This window comes from Nocardioides nanhaiensis, from assembly GCF_039542785.1.
Classification (GTDB): domain Bacteria; phylum Actinomycetota; class Actinomycetes; order Propionibacteriales; family Nocardioidaceae; genus Nocardioides; species Nocardioides nanhaiensis.
On record NZ_BAABIM010000006.1, the window covers coordinates 18,226 to 40,635 of the forward strand.

Sequence of the window (22,410 nt, forward strand, 5' to 3'; positions counted from 1 at the left end):
CACCGCCACCCCCGCAGCCGTGCCTCAGCCGGCCGCGCCCCCACCGCTCAGGCTGCCCGGCGGACGGCAGATGACGGTGTCGGAGGGCGTGTAGTCGGTGTGGATCTTCTCCTCCTTGACGACCTCGTCGCTGCCCGGCCGGGAGAAGTAGCGGAAGACGTCGACGGAGAAGCCCGAGTACCCCGCGTTGGGGTAGCAGTCGGGGGTGTCGAGGGTGCGGGTGCCCGGGCCGATGTAGTTGTAGCGCTCGGAGGTGCGGGTGGTGATGTCCCAGGTCTTGGTCGACCAGATCGCCACGCGCGCGACGCCCTGGCTCGACGGCGTCGAGGGGGTCACCTCCACCTCCACGAGCGCGCCGTGGTCGGTGTTGTTGCGAAAGCGCATGTCGAGCACGCCGAAGACCACCGTGGCCTCGCGGCCGACCGGGTAGCGGTCGATGTAGAAGGAGTGCGGCTTGTGCTCGACGTCCTCGAAGCCGGCGAAGAAGCCGGCGTTGTAGAGGGTCGTGGCCATCTGCGAGACGCCGCCGCCGAGGTCCTCGCGGAAGATGCCGTCGCTGATCACGAAGCCGGGCACGAATCCGTTCTCCTCGGTGCGCTCCCCCACGACCTCGTTCATCGAGAAGATCTCACCCGGCTTGAGCACGGTGCCGTTGGCCAGCTCGCCGGCGCGACCGATGTTGGTGTTGCGGTACTCCGCGTAGGGGAAGTAGGTCTCGAACTCGGCGATCTTGCGCCGGATGCCGAGGGCCCGGGCGTCCTCGGTGGTGAACTCCGGCTCCTGCACGGTGGCCTCGACCTCGGCGGAGCGCTCGCCCTCGGCGGCGGTCACGAGGTCGAGGAAGACCGACGCGACGGCGCCGGGCTCGTAGGTGACGCCGGGCTTGCCGGGGACGACGCGGGGCTTGTCGTTGACCAGCCGGACGGTGGCGTCCACCGGGCTGTCGGCCTCGGAGGTGACGCCCTCGACCATCGCGTCGAGCGCGGTCTGGTCGAGGCCCGGCACCAGGACGCCGTCCTGCGGCTCGAGCAGCAGCGCCGGCGCGAACTGGGCCGGGCGCAACTGCACCTCGGAGCCGCCGAACACCAGCGTCACCGGGCCCGACATGGCCGGGTTGACGAACTCCTCGCGGGCGGCGTCCAAGTCGGCCTCGTCGATGTCGGGCTGCACCTCGCTGAGGCCGAGCGTGACGGTGCGCTCCTCGGAGACCACCGCCTCGCGCAGCGCCTGCGCGGTGGAAGCGTCGTCGAGGCCGCTGCCGGGCTCGGGCTCGGTGATCTCGGGGCGGCCGGAGGTGAAGCTGACGGCGCCGTCGACCGGCTCTGTACCCAGACGCCCGTTCAGGCGCTCGAGGGTGCGCTCGTAGGCGGCGATGTCGAGGTCGACGACGGCCGGCAGGTCGTCGCCGCCCGTGAAGTAGTTCCACAACCGGCCCGGGTTCCAGGTGCGCTCGCCGCCGGCCTCGGCCACCGAGGCGGCGTAGTCGACGCTCAGCCCCACCTGCGCCGGGTCCAGCTCGACACTGCGGCCCTCGACGTCGAGCTCGAGCGGCTCGGCCACCCGCTCGGCCAGGCCCTCCTCGAGCGCGACCGCGGCGGCGTCGGCCTCGCGGCCGCCCACCTCGACGCCGGCCACCGTGGTGCCGCGCGGCACCTTGTCGCCGGCCACGAGGTACGCGGCGGTCCAAGCGCCCCCGACGAGCACCCCCAGGCCGAGCACGACGAACGCGACCGCCCGACCTCCGGGGCGCTCCCGCTTGGGCGCGTCGTCGGCCGGCACCGCGGTCTGCTCGTTGGTGTCGAAGAGGTTCACGACCCCATGGTAAGGAGCGCTACCGGGGTGGGGCCGCATCGGCGGCGCCGGCGGATGCGCCGCGTCCGCGAGCCGGCACCGTGGCCATCGCCAGCAGCAGCAGGGCCGCGGTGAATCCGAGGACGCCGTAGCCGCGCAGGTCGCCGCCCACCAGGTAGTCGCCCTCGGCCCGGGGCAGCATCAGCACGACGACGGCGAGGGTCCACCCGCCCGCGAAGGGGACACGGGTCGCCAGCCCCGGCGGCAGCGCGAGCACGCTCGCGACGCCGGTCGCCAGCGCCAGCGCGAAGCCCCACCACAGGCCGTGCAGCAGCACTGCCGCGGTGCCCACCACGACGCCGGCCACCAGCAGCCCGAGCACGCCCAGCAGCCGCAGCGGCGTCGTCGTCCTCATCGGTGGCGGTGGCTGTGGCTGTGGCGGTCGGGCGGGCGCTCAGAGACCGGCGAACAGGTCGGTCTCGAGTCCCTCGGGCCCCACCGGACCAGGGGTGCCCTGGGCCAGGCGGAAGAACTCCGAGCCCCACACGGTGCTGCCCTGGTTGTTGGAGAGCGCGAAGAACGGACCGTCGGTGGTGATCTGGGTGGCGTGCGCGGCGAGCGCGGCCATCTTCTTCTCCACGTACTCGGAGCCGTCGACGACGGCGGCGAGGTCCTCGTCGGCGCAGACGAACGGCGGGAGCGGGCCGTCGGGGTCCATGCCCTCGAAGGTGGTCGTGTCGCCCGCCTCGCGCAGGCGGCGCAGGCTCGCGCGCATCCGGGAGGCCGACATCGCGCCCCAGTAGACCTTGCTGATCTGCCACGCCTCGCCGAGGTCGCGGCGGTAGGAGGGGACGGCGGCGAGCGCCGCGCCGTAGGTGGCCACCCGGTGGGCCTGGATGTGGTCGGGGTGGCCGTAGCCGCCGAACTCGTCGTAGGTGACCATCACCTGGGGCCGCACCTCGCGGATCACCTCCACCAGGTGGGTGGCGGCCTCGGTCAGGTCGGCCAACCAGAAGGCGTTCTCGGGCACCTGCTCGCCGATGACGGCGTGCCCGTCGGCGTGCCAGGCCATCCCGGAGTCGTGGTAGCGACCGAAGCCGCCGAGCCAGCGGTGGTCGGTGACGCCGAGCAGCTTCATCGCCTCGGCGATCTCGCCGCGCCGGTGCTCGCCCAGCCCGCCCTGCTGCTCGTAGGCCAGGTGGGCCAGCTCGGGCACCAGCACCTCGCCCATCTCGCCTGCCGTGCAGGTGACCAGGGTGACGCCGCGCCCCTCGGCGACGTAGCGCGCCATGGTGGCGCCCTGGCCGATCGACTCGTCGTCGGGGTGCGCGTGCACGAGCAGGAGGCGCTGCTCGGGTGTCTGGCTCATGGGCACGAGCGTACGGTCAGCGTTCGTGAGACTGGTGCGAGGCGTGGACGACGGCGGCAACGACGGGACGGACGGCCTGCCGCTGGTGGTGGGCGCCGCCGTCGTCCGCGACGGCCGGGTGCTGAGCGCGCAGCGCAGCGGCCCCGCCGCGGCAGCCGGACGCTGGGAGCTGCCCGGCGGCAAGGTCGAGCCCGGCGAGACCCCCGAGGCCGCGCTCGAGCGCGAGCTCACCGAGGAGCTGCGGCTGAACATCACCCGGGTGGGCTGGCTCGACGGCGCCTCGCCGATCACCACCGGGGACGGGCGGCGCCTGCAGCTGAGGGTGGCCGTGGTGCGCGCCCGCGAGGGCGACCCGCAGCTGACCGAGCACACGGCGACGGGCTGGCTGCCCCCGGAGTCGCTCGGCGTCGTCGACTGGCTCGAGGCCGACCGACCCTTCCTGCCCCAGCTCGCGCGGGTGGTGGCCATACTCGGCCCGATGAGGGGCATCTTCTTCAGCGAGGAGGCGGCGCGCAGCGTCGCCGCGCGGCTGCGCACCGGCGGGTACGACGCCGAGGTGCTGCGCGAGCGACTCTCCGGCGAGGACGACGACGAGGACCACCCCTGGGCGGTGGTCAGCGACGCGCCGGAGCTGGTGCTCGACACGCTGGTCGACGAGTTCGACGGGTGGCTCGACGTCGAGGAGGAGCCGGTCGCGCCGGTGATCCCGCTGCGGCTGCCGAAGGCGCCGAAGCGACCGGGCGGGCAGCCGGGGTGAGCGCGGCCCGCGACGCTGTCCACCTCGAACCGACCGGGGACCAGACAGCCGCCATCGACGCCGTCGCGGCACGGCTGGCCCGAGACGGCGGGGGCCGGGTGCCGCTGGGCACCCTGCTCGGCGACCTCGACCGGCGGGCCCGCCGCACCTGGCTGCCGGCGCGCGCCGTCCACCGCGCCTACACCTTCGACGCCACCGACCGCCGCGACGAGCGCTGGTGGCCGCAGGGCGTCACCACCTCGGGCGACGCCGACCCGAGCGGACGGGTGGAGGGGCGGCGGCTGGTGGCGGTGGCCTGGTACGCCAAGCAGCTCCCGGGTGACCCGAAGGGCGGGCAGGGCTCCCGGGTCACGCTGCTGGACCTGGATTCCCGCCGCTACCGGCACGTGCTGCTGGCGCGGGTGGTCGCGGGCAAGGACGGCGCAGAGCCGACGCTCGCGCCGCTGCGGGTGCACGCCGGCGGCCTCGTGTGGCACGGCCCGCACCTGCACGTGGCCGCCACGGGCCGGGGCTTCCACACCTGTCACACCGACGACCTGCTGCGTGTGCCGGACGCGCTGGCGCGCAGCGACGACTGGCCGCTGGCCGGGTACCGCTACGTGCTGCCGGTGCGGTTCTCCTACCGCGCGCAGGCCGCTGAGGGCGCCGAGCCACTGCGCTACTCCTTCCTCTCCCTCGACCGCGCCTCCGACCCACCGGCGCTGGTGGCCGGCGAGTACGCACGCGGCTCGCAGGGCGACCGCAGCCGCCGGCTCGCGCGGTTCCCGCTCGACCCCTCCTCGGGGCTCCCCGGCACGGGCCCCGACGGCGCCGCCCGACCCGAGCTGCTCGCCGAGGGCGTGGCGCAGATGCAGGGCGCCGTCGTCGCGCAGGGGCGCTGGCACGTGACGACGTCGCACGGCCCGTGGGGGCCCGGCTCCGTGTGGACCGGCACCCCCGGCGAGCGCCTGCACCAGCACCGGTGGGCGACGCCGATGGGCGTGGAGGACATCAGCTACTGGCCGGGCACCGACGAGCTGTGGTCGGTCTCCGAGCACCCCCGTCGCCGCTGGGTCTTCGCGATGCGGCGCCGCTGGTTCGAGCGGCGTCACCCGCGGGGGTGAGCGCAGGCGGCGCCGTCGCGTCCCGGTTGGTGACATGGTGGTCCCCATGAGCCACGCCGACGCCGTCACGCCGCCGCGCCAGCCCAGCCGCGAGAAGGCCATCGGCCGCGGCCTGGCGTGGACCTCGCGCTGGGTGCTGCGGCTGCTCGTGCTCGCCGCCGGCCTGTGGGTGCTGGGGCAGGTGATCCGGCTGACCTGGTCGATCCTGCTGCCGGTGCTGCTGGCGCTGCTGTTCACCACGGTGCTACAGCCGGTGAGCGATGCTCTCCACCGGCGGCTGCGGTTCCCGCGCGGCCTGGCCGCCGCCACGACGCTGCTCACCTTCTTCGCGGCGCTGATCGGCATCGGCTTCGCCATCGCTCCCTCGGTGGCCGGGCAGTCGAGTGACATCGTCAGCGACACCTCCGCGGGCCTGCAGAAGCTGCAGGACTGGGTGCAGGAGAGCGAGTTCGTCACCGCCGGCCAGATCGACAGCCTGATCCAGCAGGTGCAGGACCTGCTCGGCACCAACGGCAGCACCATCGCCAACGGCGTGCTGACCGGCATCGGAGCGGTCGGGTCGGGTCTGGTGACCGTCGTGCTCGCGGTGGTGCTGAGCTTCCTGTTCCTCAAGGACGGCCACGCGTTCCTGCCGTGGGTGGGCCGCCTCGCCGGTCAGCAGGCCGGCACGCACCTGACCGTGGTGCTGGGCCGCTGCTGGTCGACCCTGGGTGGCTTCGTGCGCACCCAGGCACTGGTGAGCCTGATCGACGCCGTCCTGATCGGCGCCGCCCTGCTCTTCGTGGGGGTGCCGCTGGCCATACCGCTGGCCATCCTCACCTTCGCCGCGGGCTTCATCCCGATCGCCGGCGCCTTCGTGGCTGGCGGCGTCGCGGTGCTGGTGGCGCTGGTGTCGGTGGGCGTCAACGGCGCGCTGATCATGCTCGTGGTGATCGTGCTGGTGCAGCAGTTCGAGGGCAACGTGCTCTCGCCCCTCCTGCAGTCGCGCAGCATGCAGCTGCACCCCGCGGTGGTGCTGCTCTCGGTGGCGCTGGCCTCCACGCTGTTCGGCATCATCGGCGCGTTCCTGGCCGTGCCGGCCGCGGCCGTCGCCGCCGTCATCCTGCGCTCGCTCGACGAGACCATCCGCGAGGCCGCCGAGGAGCCGGAGCGCGCCGACCAGGTCGAGCCGACGGTCCAGCAGGCGGCCGACGAGGTTGCCGAGGCGCGGGCCGAGGAGCGCGAGCAGGCCGCGGAGCGCGACGACGCGGACTCGGAGACGACGAACGGCGGGGGCGCGGAGAGCGGCACCGGCCGCTCCGCGCCTCCCGCCGATCGGTGAGGCCCTGCTTCTCCTGCGTGGGCTGAGGGTCAGCCGTCGTTGTTGTTCTTCTTCTTGCCGCCGCCGTTGCCGCAGGTGATCTCGGCGACGACGTTCGCCTCATCGCCTTGCACGTTGTTGAGCGCGACGTCGACCGTGGCCGACTTGCCGTTGGTCTCGATGGCGGCGTCCGCGAGGAGCGCGGGGTCCGCGGAGAAGGTCTGGTTGCCGCGGGTGTAGGTGACGGCGTTCTCGAACTCCTCCCCGGCGCTGTACACGGAGAGCTGCTCACGCTTGTTGGTCGTCGTGTACACGGCGTCGGGCCCGCTGCCGGTGTCGGTGTCTGCGCGCAGCCGCGCCAGCGCCTTGCCGGACCAGCTCGACTCGACGGCTCCGGTGAGCTCCACGGTGGCCGTGCACCGGCGCTCCGGGGCGCCGGGAGCCTCCTCGGCCGCCTCGTCGAAGCCGCCGGTGGCACTGGACGAACCATCTTCCGACGGCGAGTCGGACTCATCGTCGTCGCCGCTGCAGGCGGCCAGCGAGAGGGCCAAGCACAACGCGGCGGTGGCCGAGAGGGTGCGGCGCACGGGGCGCCGGGTGGTACGTGGGAGCACGGTCGTGGATCGCATCAACCGACTGTAGATCGCCGACGCCCCTGCTCGTTCGAGGGTCCGGTGAACACATCCGGCGTGTTGCCTCTAGGGTGAATGACAAGCGGTCCGAGCCATCCCGCGGCAGCGACAACTGGGGATGGCCCGGACCGCGTCTGTGTTCCTGTGAAGGAGAACGCCCGGTCGGGCGGTGGAGCTGTGGGGCCGCTCCCGCCGGCCCCTCAGCGAGGGCGGGCGGTCACGAGCTCCGGGGGCGGGTGACCCCGGGCCGACACGAGGCCGGCCCGGAGCCCTCCGTCATGCGTCTGTCAGTTGACGCGACCGTTGCCGCGCGAACGCAGCGTGGTGCGAGTCTCCCCAACGCGGGCGATGTACTTCGTCGCGCGGTTGCCGTTGACGTCGCGCACCTGGAAGGCGGCGAAGCCGACCCGGGTAAGGCGCTTGACACCGACGCGGACCAGACCGTTGTTGCCCTTGCGGAACAGCTGCACAACGGCGTTCGGAGCGGCCGGGTCAGTCCGGACGACGACCCGGTCGGTGCGCGCGTTCTGGTTGCGCCCCCCCACGTTCACGTCCACGGGCACACGCGTCGGCTCGTCAGGGACGAACGTGACGGTGTCGGTCACGGTCTGGACCTGCGAACCATCGGTCACCTCGGCCAGGATGGTCGCGGTGCCGGCAGCGCCACCGACGAAGGCGTACTGGGCGACGCCGTTCGCGTTGGTGAAACGGGTGACGGACTCGGAGACCACGCCGGGACCGGTGCGTGTGAAGGTCACCTGCAGGCCCTGGACCGGGTTGCCGAACTCGTCGACCACCGTGAGGGTCTCGAGGACCGCGCGGTTGACGATCTGCTGGGTCTCCGGGTTGCCCGTGAGGGTGATGTCCGCAGCCGCCAGGTCGAAGTCCGCGAAGACCTGCTCGACGGTGTCGGTGAGGTCTCGGAAGCCACTGGTGGTCGCGCCAGCCACGTTGGTGTACTCGGTGAAGGGGGCGTTCCAGGTCGCGGTGATCGTGACCTCGTCGTCCTCGGAGGAGGAGATCGAGAAGTCGCCGTCGTCGTCGAAGTCGGACTGGACCGACATCGTCGACAGATCAGCGTCGTCGCCGTCCTCGGTGAGGTCGACGGTCTCGCCGCCCACGCGGTTGCCGAACTGGTCGGTGGTGTACACGTCGTACTCCACGTCGCTGCCGGTGGGAGCCGGGTCGGTCGGGCCGTCCTGCTCGGCCTCGGGGGCCAGCACCAGCTGCACCTCGCCGCCGTTCAGCGGGTTGGAGGAGTCCCAGGTGATGGTGTCGGAGTCACCATTGGCCGTGACCGTGCCGGTGACCTGACCGTCGTCGTCGAAGCCCTCGTTGCGGGCGATCGCGATCTGGAAGGTCGCCTGACCAGCGGCGTCGGTGACGACCGTGATCTCCTGGCCAAGGTCGGTGAAGCCGCCCGCGTCCTGACCCACGACCGGGGTGGGGCTCTCCTCGCCGTCGGTGAAGTAGCCCTCGTCGATCGTCAGGGTGACGGCCACACCGGGGACAGCCTGCACGCCCGCGGTGTTCGGGTCGGCGTCGACCTCGACGGTGCCACCCTCGACCTCGCCGGGCTTGCCCGTCGTGTCGGTGATGACGACGTTGGTGACCGCACCGGTCGGCACGCCGGCCAGCGGGAAGTCGACACCCTTCGGAGCGGTGGCGTCGGTGAACGTGGTGTCGAAGACGACCTCGCCACCCACCTCGCTGCCCTGGGGGGTCTCGGCCGGGTCGTCGATGACCGCAGTGAAGGTGCCGTCCGCGCCGGTGGTGTAGGTGCGGTTCGCGCCCACGCCGCCGCCGGTCAGCACAAGGCCGGCGTCCTTGGCGGTGTCGGTGCCGATGGTGCCCTGCGTGAAGTCAGCGGTCACGGTGCGGCCGGGCAGGCCGGTGCCGTCCTCGAGCGCCACCTTGCCGGTCACGGAGACCTCGCCACCGGGGGCGGCGTTCTGGTCACCGGCCGGGGTGGTGGTGATGGCGGCGTCGCCGACCTTGACGGTCAGGACGCTGGCGGCGTCGATGCCGTCGTCAGCCGGGGTGCCCACGTTGTCGGTCAGCGAGACGAACAGCTCGTAGGAGCCCGACTTCTCACCGGCAGGCAGGACCACGTTGTAGTCGCCCGGAGTCGCGCTGGCGTTCTCGGTGGCCGGGGTGGTGGCGGTGCCGGCAGGCACGCGCACCGGGGCGCTGCCGTCGAACGGCGTGATCTGCCAGTAGTACTGCACCGTCTGGCCGGCGGGCGCCGCGATCGGGCCGCCGTTCTGGTTGCGCAGCTGGACCACGATGTCACCGAGCGCGTTCTCGTCGCGGTCGAAGGCCGCGCCGTCGGCCGAGGTGGCCGTGAAGGCGGTGGCCACCGGGGCGAAGGAGCCCACGGTGACGTCGGCGGAGCGCTTGTCGCCGGCGGTCGCGCTGAACGCGGGAAGCGCGTCGGCGTTGGCGTAGTAGAACGTGGTGCCCGCACCCTGGGTGGTCTCGACCTGGCCGTTCTCGTCGGTGGTGTCGATGAAGTTGCCGTTGCCGTCACGCACGTCGGCGCCGGCGATCGGGTTCCCGTTCTGGTCCTCGACGGTCACGGTGACGTCGGTGCTCTGGCCAGCCGGAACCTGGGCGTCCTCGGCGACGGCCTCGACCGTGGTGATGACCTGGTTGTAGAGGGTGTAGGACTCGACGTCATCGCTGCCGTTGACGGCCTCGAGCACGAGCTCGTTGGTGCCGCCGAACTGGTAGCCGGTGATGTCGAGGACGCCGCGGAACGTGCCGGTCGTGGCGCCGGTGGGGGCCTCGATGGTGGCGTCGGTGGTGTGGGTCACGACGCCTGCCTGGTCGCGGCGGTTGATCGTCACGGTGCCCGACGTGTTGGAGGTGGTCCCGGGAACGATGACGTTCTGCGGGCCGCCGCCCGGCACGGCGAAGACGCCGGCAGCCGAGGCGGTGCTCAGGTTGACCGACTCGACCGGCGCACCGGCGGCGTTGATGTCCACCAGCTGCGTGTCGGTCTGGGCGACGCCACCGGAGGGCGTGCCGGACACCGTGAGGGTGACGGAGGCGCCGACGATGGCCGCGGGAACGGTCCACTCGAAGGAGAAGGTGCCGTCGTCGTTGCGCGCGGCCACCGTGGTGATCGTCTGCGGGGTGCCGCCGGCGATGGTGTAGCTGAAGGTCACCGAGCCGACGGTCGCGGGGGCCGCGGCCTGGAGGCGGACGGTGGTGTCGGTGCCGTCGTTCTTGACGGAGGCCTCGCCGGTGGACTGGCTGAGGAGGGTGACGGTGGCGAACTGCGCGTTCGCCGGGATCGCGCTGGCGGTGGAGGGGAGCCCCGTCACCGCGAGTGCGGCGATGGCGGAAACCGCCAGGCCGCGCTTGATGCTGCCGCTGCGAGTCATTCTTGTCCCTTCGGAGTGTTCCGATGTCAACGGCGCCGTTGCCAGGCGCCGTGTGGCGGAGCCACCGGACGGGGGCCCCACGCCCGTGGCACAGTGAGGCCCCGGGACGATCGTGAGCATTACGTCTGGACAAGACCGCACCGGATTTGTTGTCATCTACGTCACGCAGCGACAACAAATGTGGAATACATGGGGCTCATGGGGATGCAGCAGCATGCGAGCCGGCGGGGACACCTGTCGGTCGCCGACGAAGCACGGGGGCGACCGCGCGGGCGACCGCAGGCGCTGCCGGTCGAGCCGAACGAGCTCGGCTCACCGACCATCGACCCCGGGCGCCGCCTGGCGTGGGTGCTGGCCACCAACCGGCTGCTCTCCCCCGACGCCCGGCTCTCGGCGCGCGAGCCGTTCATCGCCGCTCTGCAGGCCGAGGGCGTCTCGGCCGACAGCTCGCGGGTCAGCCGCTGGGAGTCCGCCCGGCTGCGCATCCCGGAGCCGGTGCTCGCCGCCTACGAGCGACTCCTCGGGCTGCCCGACGGCGCCATCGCCTCCCTCGACCGGCTGCTGCGGCGCACCTCGGGGCGCAGCGCCTCGCTCTCCGACGCCGCCGAGAACGTCGACCACGCCCGCCTCGACGAGCTGTTCGCCGCCGTCGAGGCCGGGCGCGCCACCGGCGGCGAGTGGCTGCACCTGGCCACCGGCCTGGCCCGCACCGACCGGGTCTACGTGCACCCCGACACCTGGCAGCGCGTGACGGGCACGCTGGTCTCCGAGCTGACCCGCTCCGGCGGCGTCGCGATGCTGCGCCGCTTCGAGGCGGCGTCACTGCTCATCGCGCACCCGCGCGCCCGCGCGCACCTGAGCCGCCAGGTGGGCGAGTTCGTCACCGACCCCGACGCCCAGAACATGGTCCCGGCGCTCGCGCTGCTGCGCGTCGTCGGCGACGAGCCCGCCGCCGAGCTCGTGCTGCGTCTGCTCGGCAGCGAGAACGGGCTGCTGCGCCGGGGGGCCGCCGAGGTGGCCGGCAGCCTGGCCTCGCAGGGCGTCTTCACCGGCACGCGAGCCGACGCGCTCGAGCGGTTCGTGGGCTACGAGCTCCGGCGCATCGACGACGTCGGCCGCCGCATCGACGTGCTCGACCTGGTGGGCCAGGTCTCCGAGGAGGCCTTCGCTCGGCTGCACTCCGCCGTCCCCGAGCCTCGCAGCAAGCGGGTGCTCCTGCGCGCCCGCACCCAGCGTGAGATCGGCGACGCGGACCTGTGCCGCATCGTCGCCGAGGGGGTCGCGACCTTCGCCGAGGCGGCACTCGGCCGCACGGCGCACGACCCGGACCTGATGCTGCGCCGGCTGGTGCGCGAGGCGCTGTTCCACACCCAGCGCGAGCGGCGCCACCTCGCCGCCGTCACGCTCTCGCTGAGCCCCTACGCACGGGCCGTGGGCCGCGCCCTGCTCGAGCTGACCACCGACCCCGACACCCAGGTGGCGGCCATGGCGTGGTCGACGCTGCGCCGACTCGGGCACGTCGTCGACCGCGAGACCGTGGCCACCGCGGCCCTGCGCGAACGTCGCGACGAGCTGCGCCCCCGCGCCCTGCTGACCCTGGGCCTGTGCCACGGGCCGCTGCGCGACGGCGACGCAGCCGCGCTCGTGCAGAGCGCCTGCGACCCGCGCAGCAGCGCCGAGGAGCAGCACGCCGCCGTCTTCGCGCTCGGCATGGCCGGACACCCCTGCCTGCAGCAGGCCGCCACCAGCGAGAGCCCGATGGCGCCGGCCGCGCGGTGGTGGCTGCGGTCGGGGCCGAGCCTGCACGACGACGACGTCGTCACGCCCGGCTGACGATCGGGCCTCAGGCGGCGGGACGCACCTCGGCGTGCGGCAGCACCTGGGTCACCTGCACCGAGCCGCCCACGCGGGCGCACGCGAAGACCTGACGACCCGCCCTCTCGAGGGCCTGCTCGACGGCGGGGATGGTCGGGACGAGGGAGCCGTCGGCGGTGAAGCGCACCGTGCGGCCGTCGGCGGGAGCGAGTCGGAGCGCGACCTCACGCGCCTGGTCCAGGGAGATGTGGGGGGACATGCTGGGTGAACGACCGTGCACCGATGAGTGTTACCCGCGGTCGCTGTGACCTCGCTCGCAGGAGCCTGCGAACGGTGGCCGCGTGGCGTGCGGGGTCAGCCTCGCGGCAGCCTCGCCAGCTGCCGCGACTGCGCCACGAGCCGACCGGCGGAGTCCCAGATCTCGCAGTCCTCCTCGAACATCCCGCCCGCCACGTTGCGGGTGGCGTGCCGCACCCGCAGCCACCCCGGCGCGGGCCGGGCCCGCACGTGCACCGTCAGCTCGATGGTCGGCGCCCAGCCCGGCAGCCCCAGGTCGAAGGTCACCGGGGGGAGGGCGTCGGCCACCATCAGCAGCGAGATCGGGTCGGCGTCGCGGTCGTCCACGAGCCGGAACCACGCCGCCAGCTCGCCGCGGCCCGAGGGGGCACCCATCGCCCAGCCCGCCGTCGCCGGGTCGAAGAGCATCTCGAAGCGGTCCATCAGGGGCGCGATGGTGCGCAGCTCCTCGGGCGCGAGCTTGTTGCTGACGCACTCCTCGCGCGGCGGCAGCTCCACCGGCGGCGCAGTGGTGCGGACGTCGTCCGCGGCGTGCCCGAGGTCGCCGAAGGTGGCGAGCACCGCGATCCGGGTCTGCCCCTCCTGCACCAGGTCGGCCGCCACCGTGGCGGTGCGCCCGCCCTGACGACGCACGTCGACCTCGACCGTCGCCGGTCCCGCCGTGCCGGGTGAGAGGTAGTAGGCGCTGACGGCGAGCGGGTCCGGCGCCTGCGCGGGCAGCGCGGCGCGCACGGCCTCGCCGACCACCGCCAGCTGATACCCGCCGTTGATGCCGCCCCCGACGCTCCAGCCCGCCGTCAGCTCCGCCGCGAAGCGGCCCTCGCCGTCGGGGGTGACCCGGGTGTGCTCGTCCCACTCCGCCATGGCCCGCAGCGTAGGGGGCGCTCCCGTCGGCGCCCACAACCACCTGCGGGGACCGGTCGACCGGCACTAGGCTCGACTCCTCACGAGTCCCCGCGGGCCGGTCAGAGGTGGTGGCAGTGACGCAGGTGGTGCCCTCGCAGGGCCCGGCCGTCTCCGCGCTCACGGTGGTGCCGGTCCCCCGCGGCTGGGCGGTCTGCGGGGTGGTCGCGAGCGCGTCGCTGATGCTCGTGCACGTCGCGGCGCCCTGGCTCGTGCCCGACGACCTGGCGTACTCCCTGGTCCTGGTGCTCGCCGTGGCCGGCGCCTGGGTCGGCACCCTGAGCCAGCCGCCGCCCCGGCCGGCGTCGACGATGATGGCCGGCGGGCTGACGCTCTGGGTCGGCGGCGAGGCGTTCTGGATCCTGCAGTCGCTCCAGGGCCCCGTGCCCGCCGTCTCGGTCGCCGACGTCGGGTACCTGCTCGGCTACGTCGGACTGGTCGGCGCCCTCGGCTCGCTGACCCTGCGTCCCACCCGCGACCGCCGTCGACCCGACGCCGACGTCGCGCTCGACCTGCTGACCGCCCTCGCGGTCTCGCTCGTCGTGATCTGGACGCTCGTGGGGCGGGGGGTCTGGTCGGACACCGCGCTGAGCGGCCTGGAGCGCACCGTGCTCTCGCTCTACCCCGTGGGCGACGCCGTGCTGCTGGCGCTCGCGGCCCGGGTCGCACTCTCCCGGCAGAGCCGGGCCGTGGCCGGGCTGTGGGTGTGCGCGGGCGTGCTCTGCTGGCTGACGGCCGACCTGCTCTTCCTCGTGCAGTCGGGTGAGGACTCGCCGCTCGTCGACCTCGGCTGGATGCTGGGCGTCACCTTGATGGCCAGCCTGACCTGGCGTCGGTTGGTGGTCGAGCCCGGGGCGCCGGCGCTGCCGGCCGCGGCGCCGGTGGCGTGTCCGCAGCGCGGCAACCTGCTCGTGTCGCTCGCCTCCGCGGCACTGCCCCTGCTGGCAGTGCCGGTGCTCGCCGTCGACCTGGTGACCACCCGGCGGGAGCGGCCGTTCGAGGCCACCGCGTGGATGACGATCCTGCTGATGCTGACGATCGCGCGAGCCGGGCGCCTGCTGGTCGCCGAGCGCCGCGCCGCCGTCGAGCTGGCCCGGGCCCGTGACGAGGCGCTCGCCGCCTCGCGAGCGAAGTCGCAGTTCCTCGCCACGGTCAGCCACGAGATCCGCACCCCTCTGAACGGGGTGCTCGGCCTCGCCGGCCTGCTGCGCGCGACCGAGCTGACCGCCCGCCAGCGCGAGTACGTGGAGGGTCTGGAGCAGGCCGGCGCCGGGCTCGTACAGGTGATCGGCGACGTCCTGGACTTCTCCAAGCTCGAGGCCGGCCGGGTCGAGCTCGAGACGATCGGCTTCTCGGTGCCCGAGGTGCTGGAGCGGGTGCGTGGCACGGTGCTCGCCGTCGCGCTGGAGCGAGGGCTGCGGCTCGACGTCTCGTGCGCCGAGGACGTGCCGCCGCGGCTGCTCGGCGATCCCCAGCGGCTGGGGCAGGTGCTGCTCAACCTGGCGGGCAACGCCGTCAAGTTCACCCACGCCGGCGAGGTCCGCCTCGAGGCCTCGCTCGCCGGCCGGGAGGGCGACCGGGCGCTCGTGCGCGTGGAGGTGCGTGACACCGGGGTCGGCATCGCGTCCGAGGACCTGGAGCGTCTCTTCCAGCCGTTCTCCCAGCTCGACGCCTCGACGACGCGCCGCTTCGGCGGCACCGGACTCGGCCTGGCCATCTGCCGCCAGCTGGTCGAGGCGATGGGCGGCGAGATCGGCGTCGACTCCCGGCAGGGGGCGGGCAGCACGTTCTGGGTCACCGTGCCGCTGCTGGTGCTGGCGGACACCGCGGACGCTGCGCAGGCCACCGCGCCGGGCCCGTCGCCGGGACCGGCCGGCCCCGCCCCGGAACGCGGGCGCGTCCTCGTGGTCGACGACAACGACATCAACCAGCTCGTCGCCGAGGGGATGCTGGGGCGCCTGGGCTTCGAGGTGCTCCTCGCCGGTGACGGTGCCGCGGCGCTGGAGCTGCTACAGGCCGCCGGCTCCCGTACCGGGGAGGCGGCGTTGGTGGCGGTGCTGATGGATGTGCAGATGCCGGTGCTCGACGGCTACGAGACCACTGCCCGCCTGCGCGCCCACGAGGCCGCCGCCGGACTCCCCCGCCTCCCGGTCATCGCGACGACGGCCGGGGCGGTCGACGGCGACCGCGAGCGTGCCCTCGAGGCCGGCATGGACGACTACGTGCCCAAGCCGCTCGCGCTCGACCGGCTGGCCGACGCGTTGGACCGGTGGGTGCCTGCGGTGATCGATCGGTGAGCTCGGCGATCCCACGAACTCGTCGGATCGCCCCGACACCCACTGCCCATCCCGTCACATCGACCCCACGAGCACCATCACCGACCGTTCCACACCGGGTCGCGCTTCTCGGCGAACGCAGCGACCCCCTCGCGGGCGTCGTCGGAGAGCATCACCGGCGTGGCCAGCTCGGTCTGCCGCTCGAACCCCTCGCCGTCCGACCAGGTGGGTGCGGCCTCCACGACCTGCTTGCCCACGGTCACGCTGAGAGGGGCGTTGGCCGCCACGCGCAGCGCCAGGGCCAGCGCCTCCTCGAGCGCGGCGCCGGGCTGCACCACCCGGTTCACCAGCCCCAGCTCGTGCATCCGCTCGGCCGGCAGCGGCTCGCCGGTCAGCGCCAGCTCGAGCGCAACGGCGCGGGGCAGCCGAGTGCCGATGCGCCAGAGCCCGCCCGCCGCGGCCAGCAGACCGCGCTGCACCTCGGGCAGCCCCATCGGCGCCCCGGCGGCGGCCACCACCAGATCGGCGCAGAGCATCACCTCGAAGCCACCGGCCAGCGCTCCGCCCTCCACCGCCGCCACCGTGGGCTTCGACGGCGGCCGCGCGGTGATGCCGAGCGGGCCGCGGCCCTCGGTGATCGGCAGCTCGCCGCGGTTGGCGGCCGCGAGGTCCATGCCGGCGCAGAAGTGGGAGCCCGCACCGGTGAGCACGAGCGCGCGCACCGTGGGGTCGGCCTCGGCGTCGTCGAGCGCCCGCTCCAGCGCCAGCGCCGTGCGCTGGTCGATCGCGTTGCGCACCTGCGGCCGGTCGAGGGTGATCACGCAGACCTCACCCGCCGCGCCGTGGCGCTCGACGCGCACGGGTGCCGGTGGCGGCTCGGGCAGCTCGTGGCGCTCGTCGCCCTCGATCACCAGCGCGCCGGCATCGTCGAGGCTGACACGGCGGCGCAACAGGTCTTCGGCTTGGGAGAAGGCCAGTGAGGCAGGGTCCTCGAGGCGCAGCAGGGTGCGCGCGCCGTCGTCGGTGAGCACGCTCAGCACCAGCGCCTCCGGCGTGCCGTCGCGGCGGAAGGGGCGGGTGAGCGCCTCGACGACGCCGGAGCCCTGCAGCTCGGTGCGCGCCGGCCGCGGCGCGGGCCGCTCCACCACCGGCACCAGGTGCGCGTAGGCGCGCTCGGGCGGCGTCGCCGAGTAGAGGCCGACGGCGTGCTTGGTGGCGTACCAGCCGAGTGAGGTGGAGAGGCCGCGCTGCTCCGGTGCCGCCCTCAGCAGCGGCACCATCGTGGCGATGGCGTGGCTGCCGTAGTTGTTGCCGGGTCCGCCGGCGAACGTCAGACCGCCGGTCACGCTCAGCGGGCGCCCTGGGTCGTCCACGGGCAGCCCCAGCGCCTCGGCACCCAGCTGCACCGCGGCCGGGAAGCAGGAGTAGAGGTCGACGAGCTCGACCTGCTCGATCCCGACGCCGGCGTGCGCGAGCACCGCCGAGCCGGCCGCGGCGATGGCCGGCGAGGTGGCCAGGTCGGCGCGCTCGGAGACGAACCATTCGTCGGTGGCCGAGGCGCCGGCGTGCACGAAGACCCACCGCTCCTGCGGCACGCCGGCGGCCTCGGCGGCGGCGACGCTGGTGAGGATGATGCCCGTGGCCAGGTCGACCTGCAGGTTGGCGCACATCAGCTTGGTGTACGGGTCGCTCACCCAGCGGTTCGACGGGGCCGGCTCGGCCACCTGCTCGGCCGTGCGCGCCTGCGGCGACCAGGCGAACGGGTTGCCGGCCGCCACCTCCGAGAGCCGCGACCAGATCCGCCCCAGCCGCGCCCGGTGCTCCTGCGCCCCGGTGCCCGCGCGGCCGCGCAGCGCCGACTCGAGCAGGGCGTAGACGAAGATCGGCGCGCCCAGGCCCACCGCCGTCTCCTGCTCGTTGTTGGCGGGCTTGTCGACGCCGATCCACCGGTCGGGGGTGCTGCCGTCGTCGTGCCGCGACCACGGCGGTTCCTGCCCCGCGGCTTGCAGCGCGGCCACCGTGGCCCCGGCCTCGGCGCCGGTCAGCAGCACCACCTGCGCCTCGCCGTCCACCACCAGCTGCGCCGCGTCGTTGACCACCAGCTGCGCGCCGTCGCCTCCGTAGGGCGAGGACTGCACGGTGCGAGCCTCACCGGCTCCCACCCGCTCGGCCACCGCTCGCGCCTGGTGTGCGTAGGTCCACGACGCGCTCGGGACGGCGTGCACGTGGTCGGCGAGGGCCAGCAGGTCAACGGAGGCACCGCTGTCCTCGAGGGCGACCTGCAACGCCTCTTCACTGAGGTCGATCGGCTCCTGCGGCGATCCGAGGTCCGGCTCACGGACGACGACCTGGCCGACACCGACGATCACGGGGGTGGTCGGGTCGAGGTCGCGGCCGCTGGCGTGGTGTCGCACCGGACTGGTCGACACTCGGAGAGCACCGCTCTCCCCCTCGCCCGCTGTGAGCGCCTCCAGCGCGGCGAGCGACTCGGTCAGCGCGACCTCCACGCTGCGCACCGCCGTCAGTCCCACGGGTCCGCGCACGGGCGACCCGTCGAGCGCACCGTCGAGGCGGACGGCGGTGCCCGTGCCGGCCGGCGCGAGCGTGCACCACAGCCCCATCACGATGCCCATCGGGCCGGTGCCGCGCAGCGCGAACCCCTCCGGACCGGCGCTCTCGACGTGCCAGCGTGCCTGCGCGGGGATGTCCATCAGCCGGATCTGCTGGGTGAAGTCCTCGCCCTCGCGGATCCGGTCGGGCCGCTCGCCGCGCCAGGCGGCGTGCATCGTGAGCCAGTCGGCGGTGCGGTCGAGGTCGGTGACGGTGTCGGCCACCTCCGCCGGCGACGCCGTCAGCACGCGGGTCGCCGTCACCTGTCGCGCGAAGTCGTCCAGCCCCGACGGCGCGGGCAGCTCGGGCGCGTCGGCATCGCTCGAGGGACTCGGCGTCGACGACAGCTGGGCCTCGATCGTCGAGCGGGCGACCGTCGCCAACGTGCGGGCGGTCGCAAGGGCGTGACGCGCGCGGCGCGGGAGCGGCAGGTCCATGGGTCCAACTTTCCGTCCGATCGGACTGTTTGTGGCAGCCTAACCGGCGTGACGGGGCTACGGTGACGCGTGTGAGCGAGCCGACCCCGCGCCGCACCCAGGCCGAGCGGCGCGCCGCCACCCGGGCCCGCGTGGTGGAGGCCGCCTTCGCGTGCCTGCTCGAGGGCGGCTACGCGGCCACCACGGTGGGCGCCGTCCAGCAGCGGGCAGGCGTGGCCCGCGGCACGCTGCTGCACCACTTCCCGACGCGCGCCGAGCTGCTGGCCGCCGTGGTCGACGAGGTGGCGGCCCGCCGGTTGCAGGTGCTCGCCGACCCCGCGGCGCCCGAGCCCGGACAGGAGTGGGACGCCGTCGTGGACCTGGTGTGGCGCGACCTGCAGGACCCCGCCTTCCTGGCCGCGCTCGAGCTGTGGGTGGCGGCCCGCACCGACCCCGCGCTGCGGGCCGCCCTCGCGCCCGTGCAGGCGCGGCTGTTCAGCGCCGTCCACCGTGCCGTGGCAGGTGTGGTGGGCGACCACCCGCGCGGCGCCACGCTCGCCCAGTTCACGATCGACCTGCTCACCGGCACGGCGATGGCCGGGTTGCTCAGCGAGCCCGGCAGTCCCGGAGACCATGCCGAGGTGGTGCGGGCCCGGTGGAAGGAGTCGCTACGGGTGCTGGCGGGAGTCAGCGCGGAGGCCTAGCCGCCTGGAAGAGCCTGTGCCCCAGCAGCGGCACGCCGTCGCCGGCCAGCTGCTCGAGGTGGTCGGCGCGCCCCGAGGCGGCGCAGAGCAGCGAGATCACCGGCCCCGTGACCGCCGGCCCCTCCCCCAGCACGAGGTCGACGTCGTCCGCTGCGAGCCGCAGACCGGCCACGTGCTCGCGGGCACCACCGAGGCCGGTGCCGGTGCGCGCCTGCAGCTCGAGCGCGGCACCCACCCAGCGGCCGGGGTAGTCCCCCACCAGTCCGAGCGGGCCGCGCACGTCCTCGCCGTGCACGAAGGCCTCCACCAGCCGAGTGGCCAGCGGCGCCGGTGGCGTGGTGCGCCGGTCGACGACGGCGCGCAGGCGCTCCAGCGTCTCGGCGGGCGTGACACCCCGCGCCGCCGCCACGCCCCGGGCGTTCTGCCGGTCGAAGTCGAAGCCGGCTCGCGCGAGGCCCAGGACGAAACCCAGCCGGGTGGTGCGGGCTGTGTCCACGAGGTGCGCCACCACGTCGTGCACGCTCCACCCCGGGCACGGGGAGGGCTCCTCCCACGCCTCCGGCGGCACCCGCGCCAGCTGGTCGTAGAGCAGTCGCCGCTCGCGGTGCACGACGGCCCACACGTCGCCCCGGTTCTCACCCATGCCGGGACCGACCGCCGGCACCCCGCGAACTCATCGGCCCAGGGCCGCCCAGGTGGCGTCGTCGGCCGGGAGGAAGAGCTCCACGCGCAACGAGGCCAGCGTGACGCTGTGCGGCGTGCCGAAGGTGGTGAACATGCTGAGGAACGCGAGCTCGCCGTGCCGGGTGGCGTAGCGGGTGACGAGGGCCGGCGGGTAGCGCGGGCCCGACGGCGCGTGGGCCGCGCTCGCGGCCACCACGGCCACCTGCTCCACCCGCTCGCGCAGCGACGGCTCGGTGACGGCCTCGTCGCGCAGCTGCTCCAGCAGGGAGGCCGCCACCTCGGGCACGTTGAGCACGGCGGCGCCGAGCTCGCCGAGCGCCAGGTCGAGCAGGTTCACCCCGGACGACCCGGGCGCCGCCGGGTCCGGACCGGGCAGCTCGACCTCGACGCCCACGGCGTCGAACAGCCAGGCGACGCCCGCGTTGGCGGCGACCACGTTCCAGCCCCGGTCCAGCAGCAGGGCCGGGCAGGGCTCGTGCGCGACCAGCAGGTCCCGCAGGGCCGCCCGCTCCTGGTCCAGCCGGTGGGAGTCCAGCGGGCTCTCGTCGTACGCGGGCGCGTGACCGGCGCTCACCAGCGCCTGGTTGCTCAGCGACAGCGGGGCGCCCAGCGCCGACATCCAGCGCAGCAGCAGCTCGCGGCTCGGGCGGGCGCGACCCAGCTCGACGAACGAGACGTGCCGCTGGCTGACGCCGAGCTCGAGGCTGAGGTCCCACTGGCTGATCCGACGCCGCCGCCTGGCCTCCCGCAGGACGACGGTGAGGTCCGGCTGCTCGCCGAGAGCCGCGGAGGTCATGGGTCGATCCAAGACCTCGGGGCGACCCGGATCAACTACCTCGCAGGTAGTTGAGACCGCGCAGCGCCGCCCGCAGGCTCGAGACGTCCCCGCACACCGCGACCCCAGGAGCCACCCGTGGACCTCACCCTGCTCGTCTCGAGCCTCGCCGCCGCCACCGCCGTCTGCGGCTACCTGCTGATCGCCGTGCGCGGTGCGGTGGCACCGGCACGGTGGTGGCTCCCGGCCGCGCTCTCGGCGGCCTTCGCCGCCTGGAGCGTGTACGCCGTCCTCGACGGCGGCCCCCTCGGCTTCTGGGCCGAGCACCACGGCAACCCGTGGCGCACCCACATCTGGATGGACCTGCTGCTCGCCGTCGGCGTGGCCTGGTACCTGCTGCAGCCGCGGCTGCGCGCCGTGGGCGTCGCCCCGCTCCCCTGGCTGGCGCTCGTGGTGACCACCGGCTCCATCGGGCTGCTCGCGGTGCTCGCCCGCGTGCTGCACGGTGAGTCGACCAGCTCCGCCTCTGCCGACGACGGGCGACGGCTTACCGCCACTGGTCACGGTGTCTAGGCTCCTCCGATGGCCCAGCACTGGACGATCGGCGCCGACGCGACCGACCCGCACCGCCTGGCGGCCTTCTGGGCACTCGCGCTGGGGTACGTAGCCGAACCGGGGCACGACGACCCGGACGGTGCATCCATCGTCGACCCCGACGGGCGCGGCCCGGCCATCGGCTGGCTGCGCGTGCCCGAGGCCAAGACGGCGAAGAACCGGCTGCACCTCGACATCCGGGTCGCCGGCGAGCCACCCTGGGACTGGGTCGCGCGCGCGGCGCTGATCCGCGCCAGGGTCACCGAGCTGCTCGCCGCGGGCGCCACCGCGGTCCGCGAGGAGGAGTACTCCGACGGGGCCGGGCACACGGTCCTCGGTCACGTGGTGATGCTCGACCCCGAGGGCAACGAGTTCTGCGTGGCCTGATGTCGACGGGCCGGCGCGCCGTGGACGCCGTAGCCTGCCTGCGTGGACGTCCCGACGCCTGAACGCGCCCTGCTGGAGCAGGTGCTCGACCTGCACCGCGGCGAGATCGCCGCTCTCCTCGACGGCCTCGACGACGAGCAGGCGCGCGCCCGGCTGGTGCCCTCTCTCACCACGGTGCTCGGCCTCGTCAAGCACGCGACCTTCGTGGAGGGCGTGTGGTTCCACTCCCGGGTCGGGGGTGTCTCCCGCCGCGAGCTGGGGCTGCCCCGCACGGTCGACGAGAGCTTCACGCTCACACCCGAGGACGGCGTCGCATCGATCCGCGCCGGGTTCGAGGCCGCGTGCGATCGCTCCCGCGAGGTGGCCGCCCAGCACCCGGACCTGGACGAGGAGTTCACCTGGCACGACAACCCGGTGAGCCTGCGCTTCGTGTACCTGCACATGATCGGCGAGCTGGCTCGGCATGCGGGCCACGGCGACATCCTCAAGGAGCAGCTCGCGGCACGCTGAGGTTTCGCCGCGGGGTGGGCCGGGTAGGTCCGGCACACCACAGCAACCAGCAGGAGTCCAGATGATCCCGACCACCGGAGCACTCCTCCGCGTCCTGT

At 74.0% G+C, this 22,410-nt stretch carries 19 protein-coding genes; 9 read left to right on the plus strand and 10 right to left on the minus strand.

Features of this window, described 5'->3' with window-relative positions:
* Positions 1-24: 24 nt before the first annotated feature.
* Genes ABD948_RS21795 through mshB form a run of 3 tightly spaced genes read right to left on the minus strand, consistent with a single transcriptional unit; the run spans position 25 to position 3,160 of the window.
* The gene (locus tag ABD948_RS21795) at positions 25-1,812 is read right to left on the minus strand and encodes a VanW family protein (RefSeq protein ID WP_345273231.1); all 1,788 of its coding nucleotides are present in this window, start codon (positions 1,810-1,812) and stop codon (positions 25-27) included.
* A 19-nt stretch (positions 1,813-1,831) separates the two neighbouring features.
* On the minus strand, positions 1,832-2,206 hold the full coding sequence (locus tag ABD948_RS21800) for a hypothetical protein (protein WP_345273235.1): 375 nt from the start codon (positions 2,204-2,206) through the stop codon (positions 1,832-1,834).
* A gap of 39 nt (positions 2,207-2,245) precedes the next feature.
* Positions 2,246-3,160: an N-acetyl-1-D-myo-inositol-2-amino-2-deoxy-alpha-D-glucopyranoside deacetylase gene (mshB, locus tag ABD948_RS21805; protein WP_345273238.1), complete on the minus strand. Its 915-nt coding sequence runs from the start codon at positions 3,158-3,160 to the stop codon at positions 2,246-2,248.
* A 25-nt stretch (positions 3,161-3,185) separates the two neighbouring features.
* Between mshB and ABD948_RS21810 the strand changes: the two genes are divergently transcribed.
* Genes ABD948_RS21810 through ABD948_RS21820 form a run of 3 tightly spaced genes read left to right on the plus strand, consistent with a single transcriptional unit; the run spans position 3,186 to position 6,341 of the window.
* Positions 3,186-3,917, plus strand: coding sequence for a (deoxy)nucleoside triphosphate pyrophosphohydrolase (locus ABD948_RS21810; protein ID WP_345273243.1), 732 nt, complete (start codon positions 3,186-3,188; stop codon positions 3,915-3,917).
* Entirely contained in the window at positions 3,914-5,020 is a 1,107-nt protein-coding gene (locus tag ABD948_RS21815) for a hypothetical protein (protein WP_345273246.1), read from the plus strand. The genes ABD948_RS21810 and ABD948_RS21815 overlap by 4 nt, the downstream gene beginning before the upstream one ends.
* Positions 5,021-5,066: 46 nt before the next feature.
* Positions 5,067-6,341 (plus strand): AI-2E family transporter, encoded by a 1,275-nt coding sequence (locus ABD948_RS21820; protein ID WP_345273250.1) that lies wholly within the window; start codon positions 5,067-5,069, stop codon positions 6,339-6,341.
* Between the two features lie 29 nt (positions 6,342-6,370).
* Here ABD948_RS21820 and ABD948_RS21825 read toward each other — a convergent pair whose 3' ends face one another.
* Complete coding sequence (locus tag ABD948_RS21825) at positions 6,371-6,949, minus strand: hypothetical protein (protein WP_345273253.1); 579 nt, start codon at positions 6,947-6,949, stop codon at positions 6,371-6,373.
* 290 nt (positions 6,950-7,239) lie between these two features.
* Complete coding sequence (locus ABD948_RS21830) at positions 7,240-10,341, minus strand: beta strand repeat-containing protein (protein WP_345273257.1); 3,102 nt, start codon at positions 10,339-10,341, stop codon at positions 7,240-7,242.
* A 204-nt stretch (positions 10,342-10,545) separates the two neighbouring features.
* On the opposite strand from ABD948_RS21830, the gene ABD948_RS21835 reads away from it, so the two are divergent.
* Positions 10,546-12,174, plus strand: coding sequence for a hypothetical protein (locus tag ABD948_RS21835; RefSeq protein WP_345273259.1), 1,629 nt, complete (start codon positions 10,546-10,548; stop codon positions 12,172-12,174).
* Positions 12,175-12,184: 10 nt separating this feature from the next.
* Here the strand turns inward: ABD948_RS21835 and ABD948_RS21840 are convergent, their stop codons facing one another.
* A complete protein-coding gene (locus tag ABD948_RS21840; RefSeq protein ID WP_345273263.1) occupies positions 12,185-12,415 on the minus strand; it encodes a hypothetical protein in 231 nt (76 codons plus the stop codon).
* Positions 12,416-12,510: 95 nt separating this feature from the next.
* Positions 12,511-13,317, minus strand: coding sequence for a thioesterase family protein (locus ABD948_RS21845; RefSeq protein ID WP_345273270.1), 807 nt, complete (start codon positions 13,315-13,317; stop codon positions 12,511-12,513).
* 116 nt (positions 13,318-13,433) lie between these two features.
* Here ABD948_RS21845 and ABD948_RS21850 point away from each other — a divergent pair, with 116 nt between their 5' ends.
* Positions 13,434-15,653, plus strand: a complete 2,220-nt coding sequence (locus ABD948_RS21850; RefSeq protein WP_345273274.1) for a hybrid sensor histidine kinase/response regulator — start codon at positions 13,434-13,436, stop codon at positions 15,651-15,653.
* A 77-nt stretch (positions 15,654-15,730) separates the two neighbouring features.
* Here the strand turns inward: ABD948_RS21850 and ABD948_RS21855 are convergent, their stop codons facing one another.
* Positions 15,731-18,679 (minus strand): type II toxin-antitoxin system Rv0910 family toxin, encoded by a 2,949-nt coding sequence (locus ABD948_RS21855; protein ID WP_345273277.1) that lies wholly within the window; start codon positions 18,677-18,679, stop codon positions 15,731-15,733.
* 71 nt (positions 18,680-18,750) lie between these two features.
* Between ABD948_RS21855 and ABD948_RS21860 the strand changes: the two genes are divergently transcribed.
* The gene (locus ABD948_RS21860; RefSeq protein WP_345273280.1) at positions 18,751-19,362 is read left to right on the plus strand and encodes a TetR/AcrR family transcriptional regulator; all 612 of its coding nucleotides are present in this window, start codon (positions 18,751-18,753) and stop codon (positions 19,360-19,362) included.
* Here ABD948_RS21860 and ABD948_RS21865 read toward each other — a convergent pair.
* Both ABD948_RS21865 and ABD948_RS21870 read right to left on the minus strand, forming a co-directional pair.
* Positions 19,346-20,005 (minus strand): maleylpyruvate isomerase family mycothiol-dependent enzyme, encoded by a 660-nt coding sequence (locus ABD948_RS21865; protein ID WP_345273283.1) that lies wholly within the window; start codon positions 20,003-20,005, stop codon positions 19,346-19,348. The two genes, ABD948_RS21860 and ABD948_RS21865, sit on opposite strands and share 17 nt — an antisense overlap.
* A 30-nt stretch (positions 20,006-20,035) precedes the next feature.
* Positions 20,036-20,842, minus strand: coding sequence for an MmyB family transcriptional regulator (locus ABD948_RS21870; protein WP_345273286.1), 807 nt, complete (start codon positions 20,840-20,842; stop codon positions 20,036-20,038).
* Positions 20,843-20,959: 117 nt separating this feature from the next.
* On the opposite strand from ABD948_RS21870, the gene ABD948_RS21875 reads away from it, so the two are divergent.
* Genes ABD948_RS21875 through ABD948_RS21885 form a run of 3 tightly spaced genes read left to right on the plus strand, consistent with a single transcriptional unit; the run spans position 20,960 to position 22,312 of the window.
* Positions 20,960-21,394: a hypothetical protein gene (locus ABD948_RS21875; protein WP_345273290.1), complete on the plus strand. Its 435-nt coding sequence runs from the start codon at positions 20,960-20,962 to the stop codon at positions 21,392-21,394.
* Positions 21,395-21,403: 9 nt separating this feature from the next.
* Positions 21,404-21,802: a VOC family protein gene (locus tag ABD948_RS21880; RefSeq protein WP_345273294.1), complete on the plus strand. Its 399-nt coding sequence runs from the start codon at positions 21,404-21,406 to the stop codon at positions 21,800-21,802.
* A 42-nt stretch (positions 21,803-21,844) separates the two neighbouring features.
* On the plus strand, positions 21,845-22,312 hold the full coding sequence (locus ABD948_RS21885) for a DinB family protein (protein ID WP_345273297.1): 468 nt from the start codon (positions 21,845-21,847) through the stop codon (positions 22,310-22,312).
* The last annotated feature ends 98 nt before the right edge of the window (positions 22,313-22,410 follow it).

Excerpts from the sequence above, each read along its gene's own strand:
- ABD948_RS21800 (WP_345273235.1), bottom strand. The coding sequence starts at position 2,206 with ATGAGGACGACGACGCCGCTGCGGCTGCTGGGCGTGCTCGGGCTGCTG.
- mshB (WP_345273238.1), bottom strand. The coding sequence starts at position 3,160 with ATGAGCCAGACACCCGAGCAGCGCCTCCTGCTCGTGCACGCGCACCCC.
- ABD948_RS21820 (WP_345273250.1), top strand. The coding sequence starts at position 5,067 with ATGAGCCACGCCGACGCCGTCACGCCGCCGCGCCAGCCCAGCCGCGAG.
- ABD948_RS21825 (WP_345273253.1), bottom strand. The coding sequence starts at position 6,949 with ATGCGATCCACGACCGTGCTCCCACGTACCACCCGGCGCCCCGTGCGC.
- ABD948_RS21830 (WP_345273257.1), bottom strand. The coding sequence starts at position 10,341 with ATGACTCGCAGCGGCAGCATCAAGCGCGGCCTGGCGGTTTCCGCCATC.
- ABD948_RS21835 (WP_345273259.1), top strand. The coding sequence starts at position 10,546 with ATGCAGCAGCATGCGAGCCGGCGGGGACACCTGTCGGTCGCCGACGAA.
- ABD948_RS21840 (WP_345273263.1), bottom strand. The coding sequence starts at position 12,415 with ATGTCCCCCCACATCTCCCTGGACCAGGCGCGTGAGGTCGCGCTCCGA.
- ABD948_RS21845 (WP_345273270.1), bottom strand. The coding sequence starts at position 13,317 with ATGGCGGAGTGGGACGAGCACACCCGGGTCACCCCCGACGGCGAGGGC.
- ABD948_RS21855 (WP_345273277.1), bottom strand. The coding sequence starts at position 18,679 with ATGGACCTGCCGCTCCCGCGCCGCGCGCGTCACGCCCTTGCGACCGCC.
- ABD948_RS21865 (WP_345273283.1), bottom strand. The coding sequence starts at position 20,005 with ATGGGTGAGAACCGGGGCGACGTGTGGGCCGTCGTGCACCGCGAGCGG.
- ABD948_RS21870 (WP_345273286.1), bottom strand. The coding sequence starts at position 20,842 with ATGACCTCCGCGGCTCTCGGCGAGCAGCCGGACCTCACCGTCGTCCTG.
- ABD948_RS21880 (WP_345273294.1), top strand. The coding sequence starts at position 21,404 with ATGGCCCAGCACTGGACGATCGGCGCCGACGCGACCGACCCGCACCGC.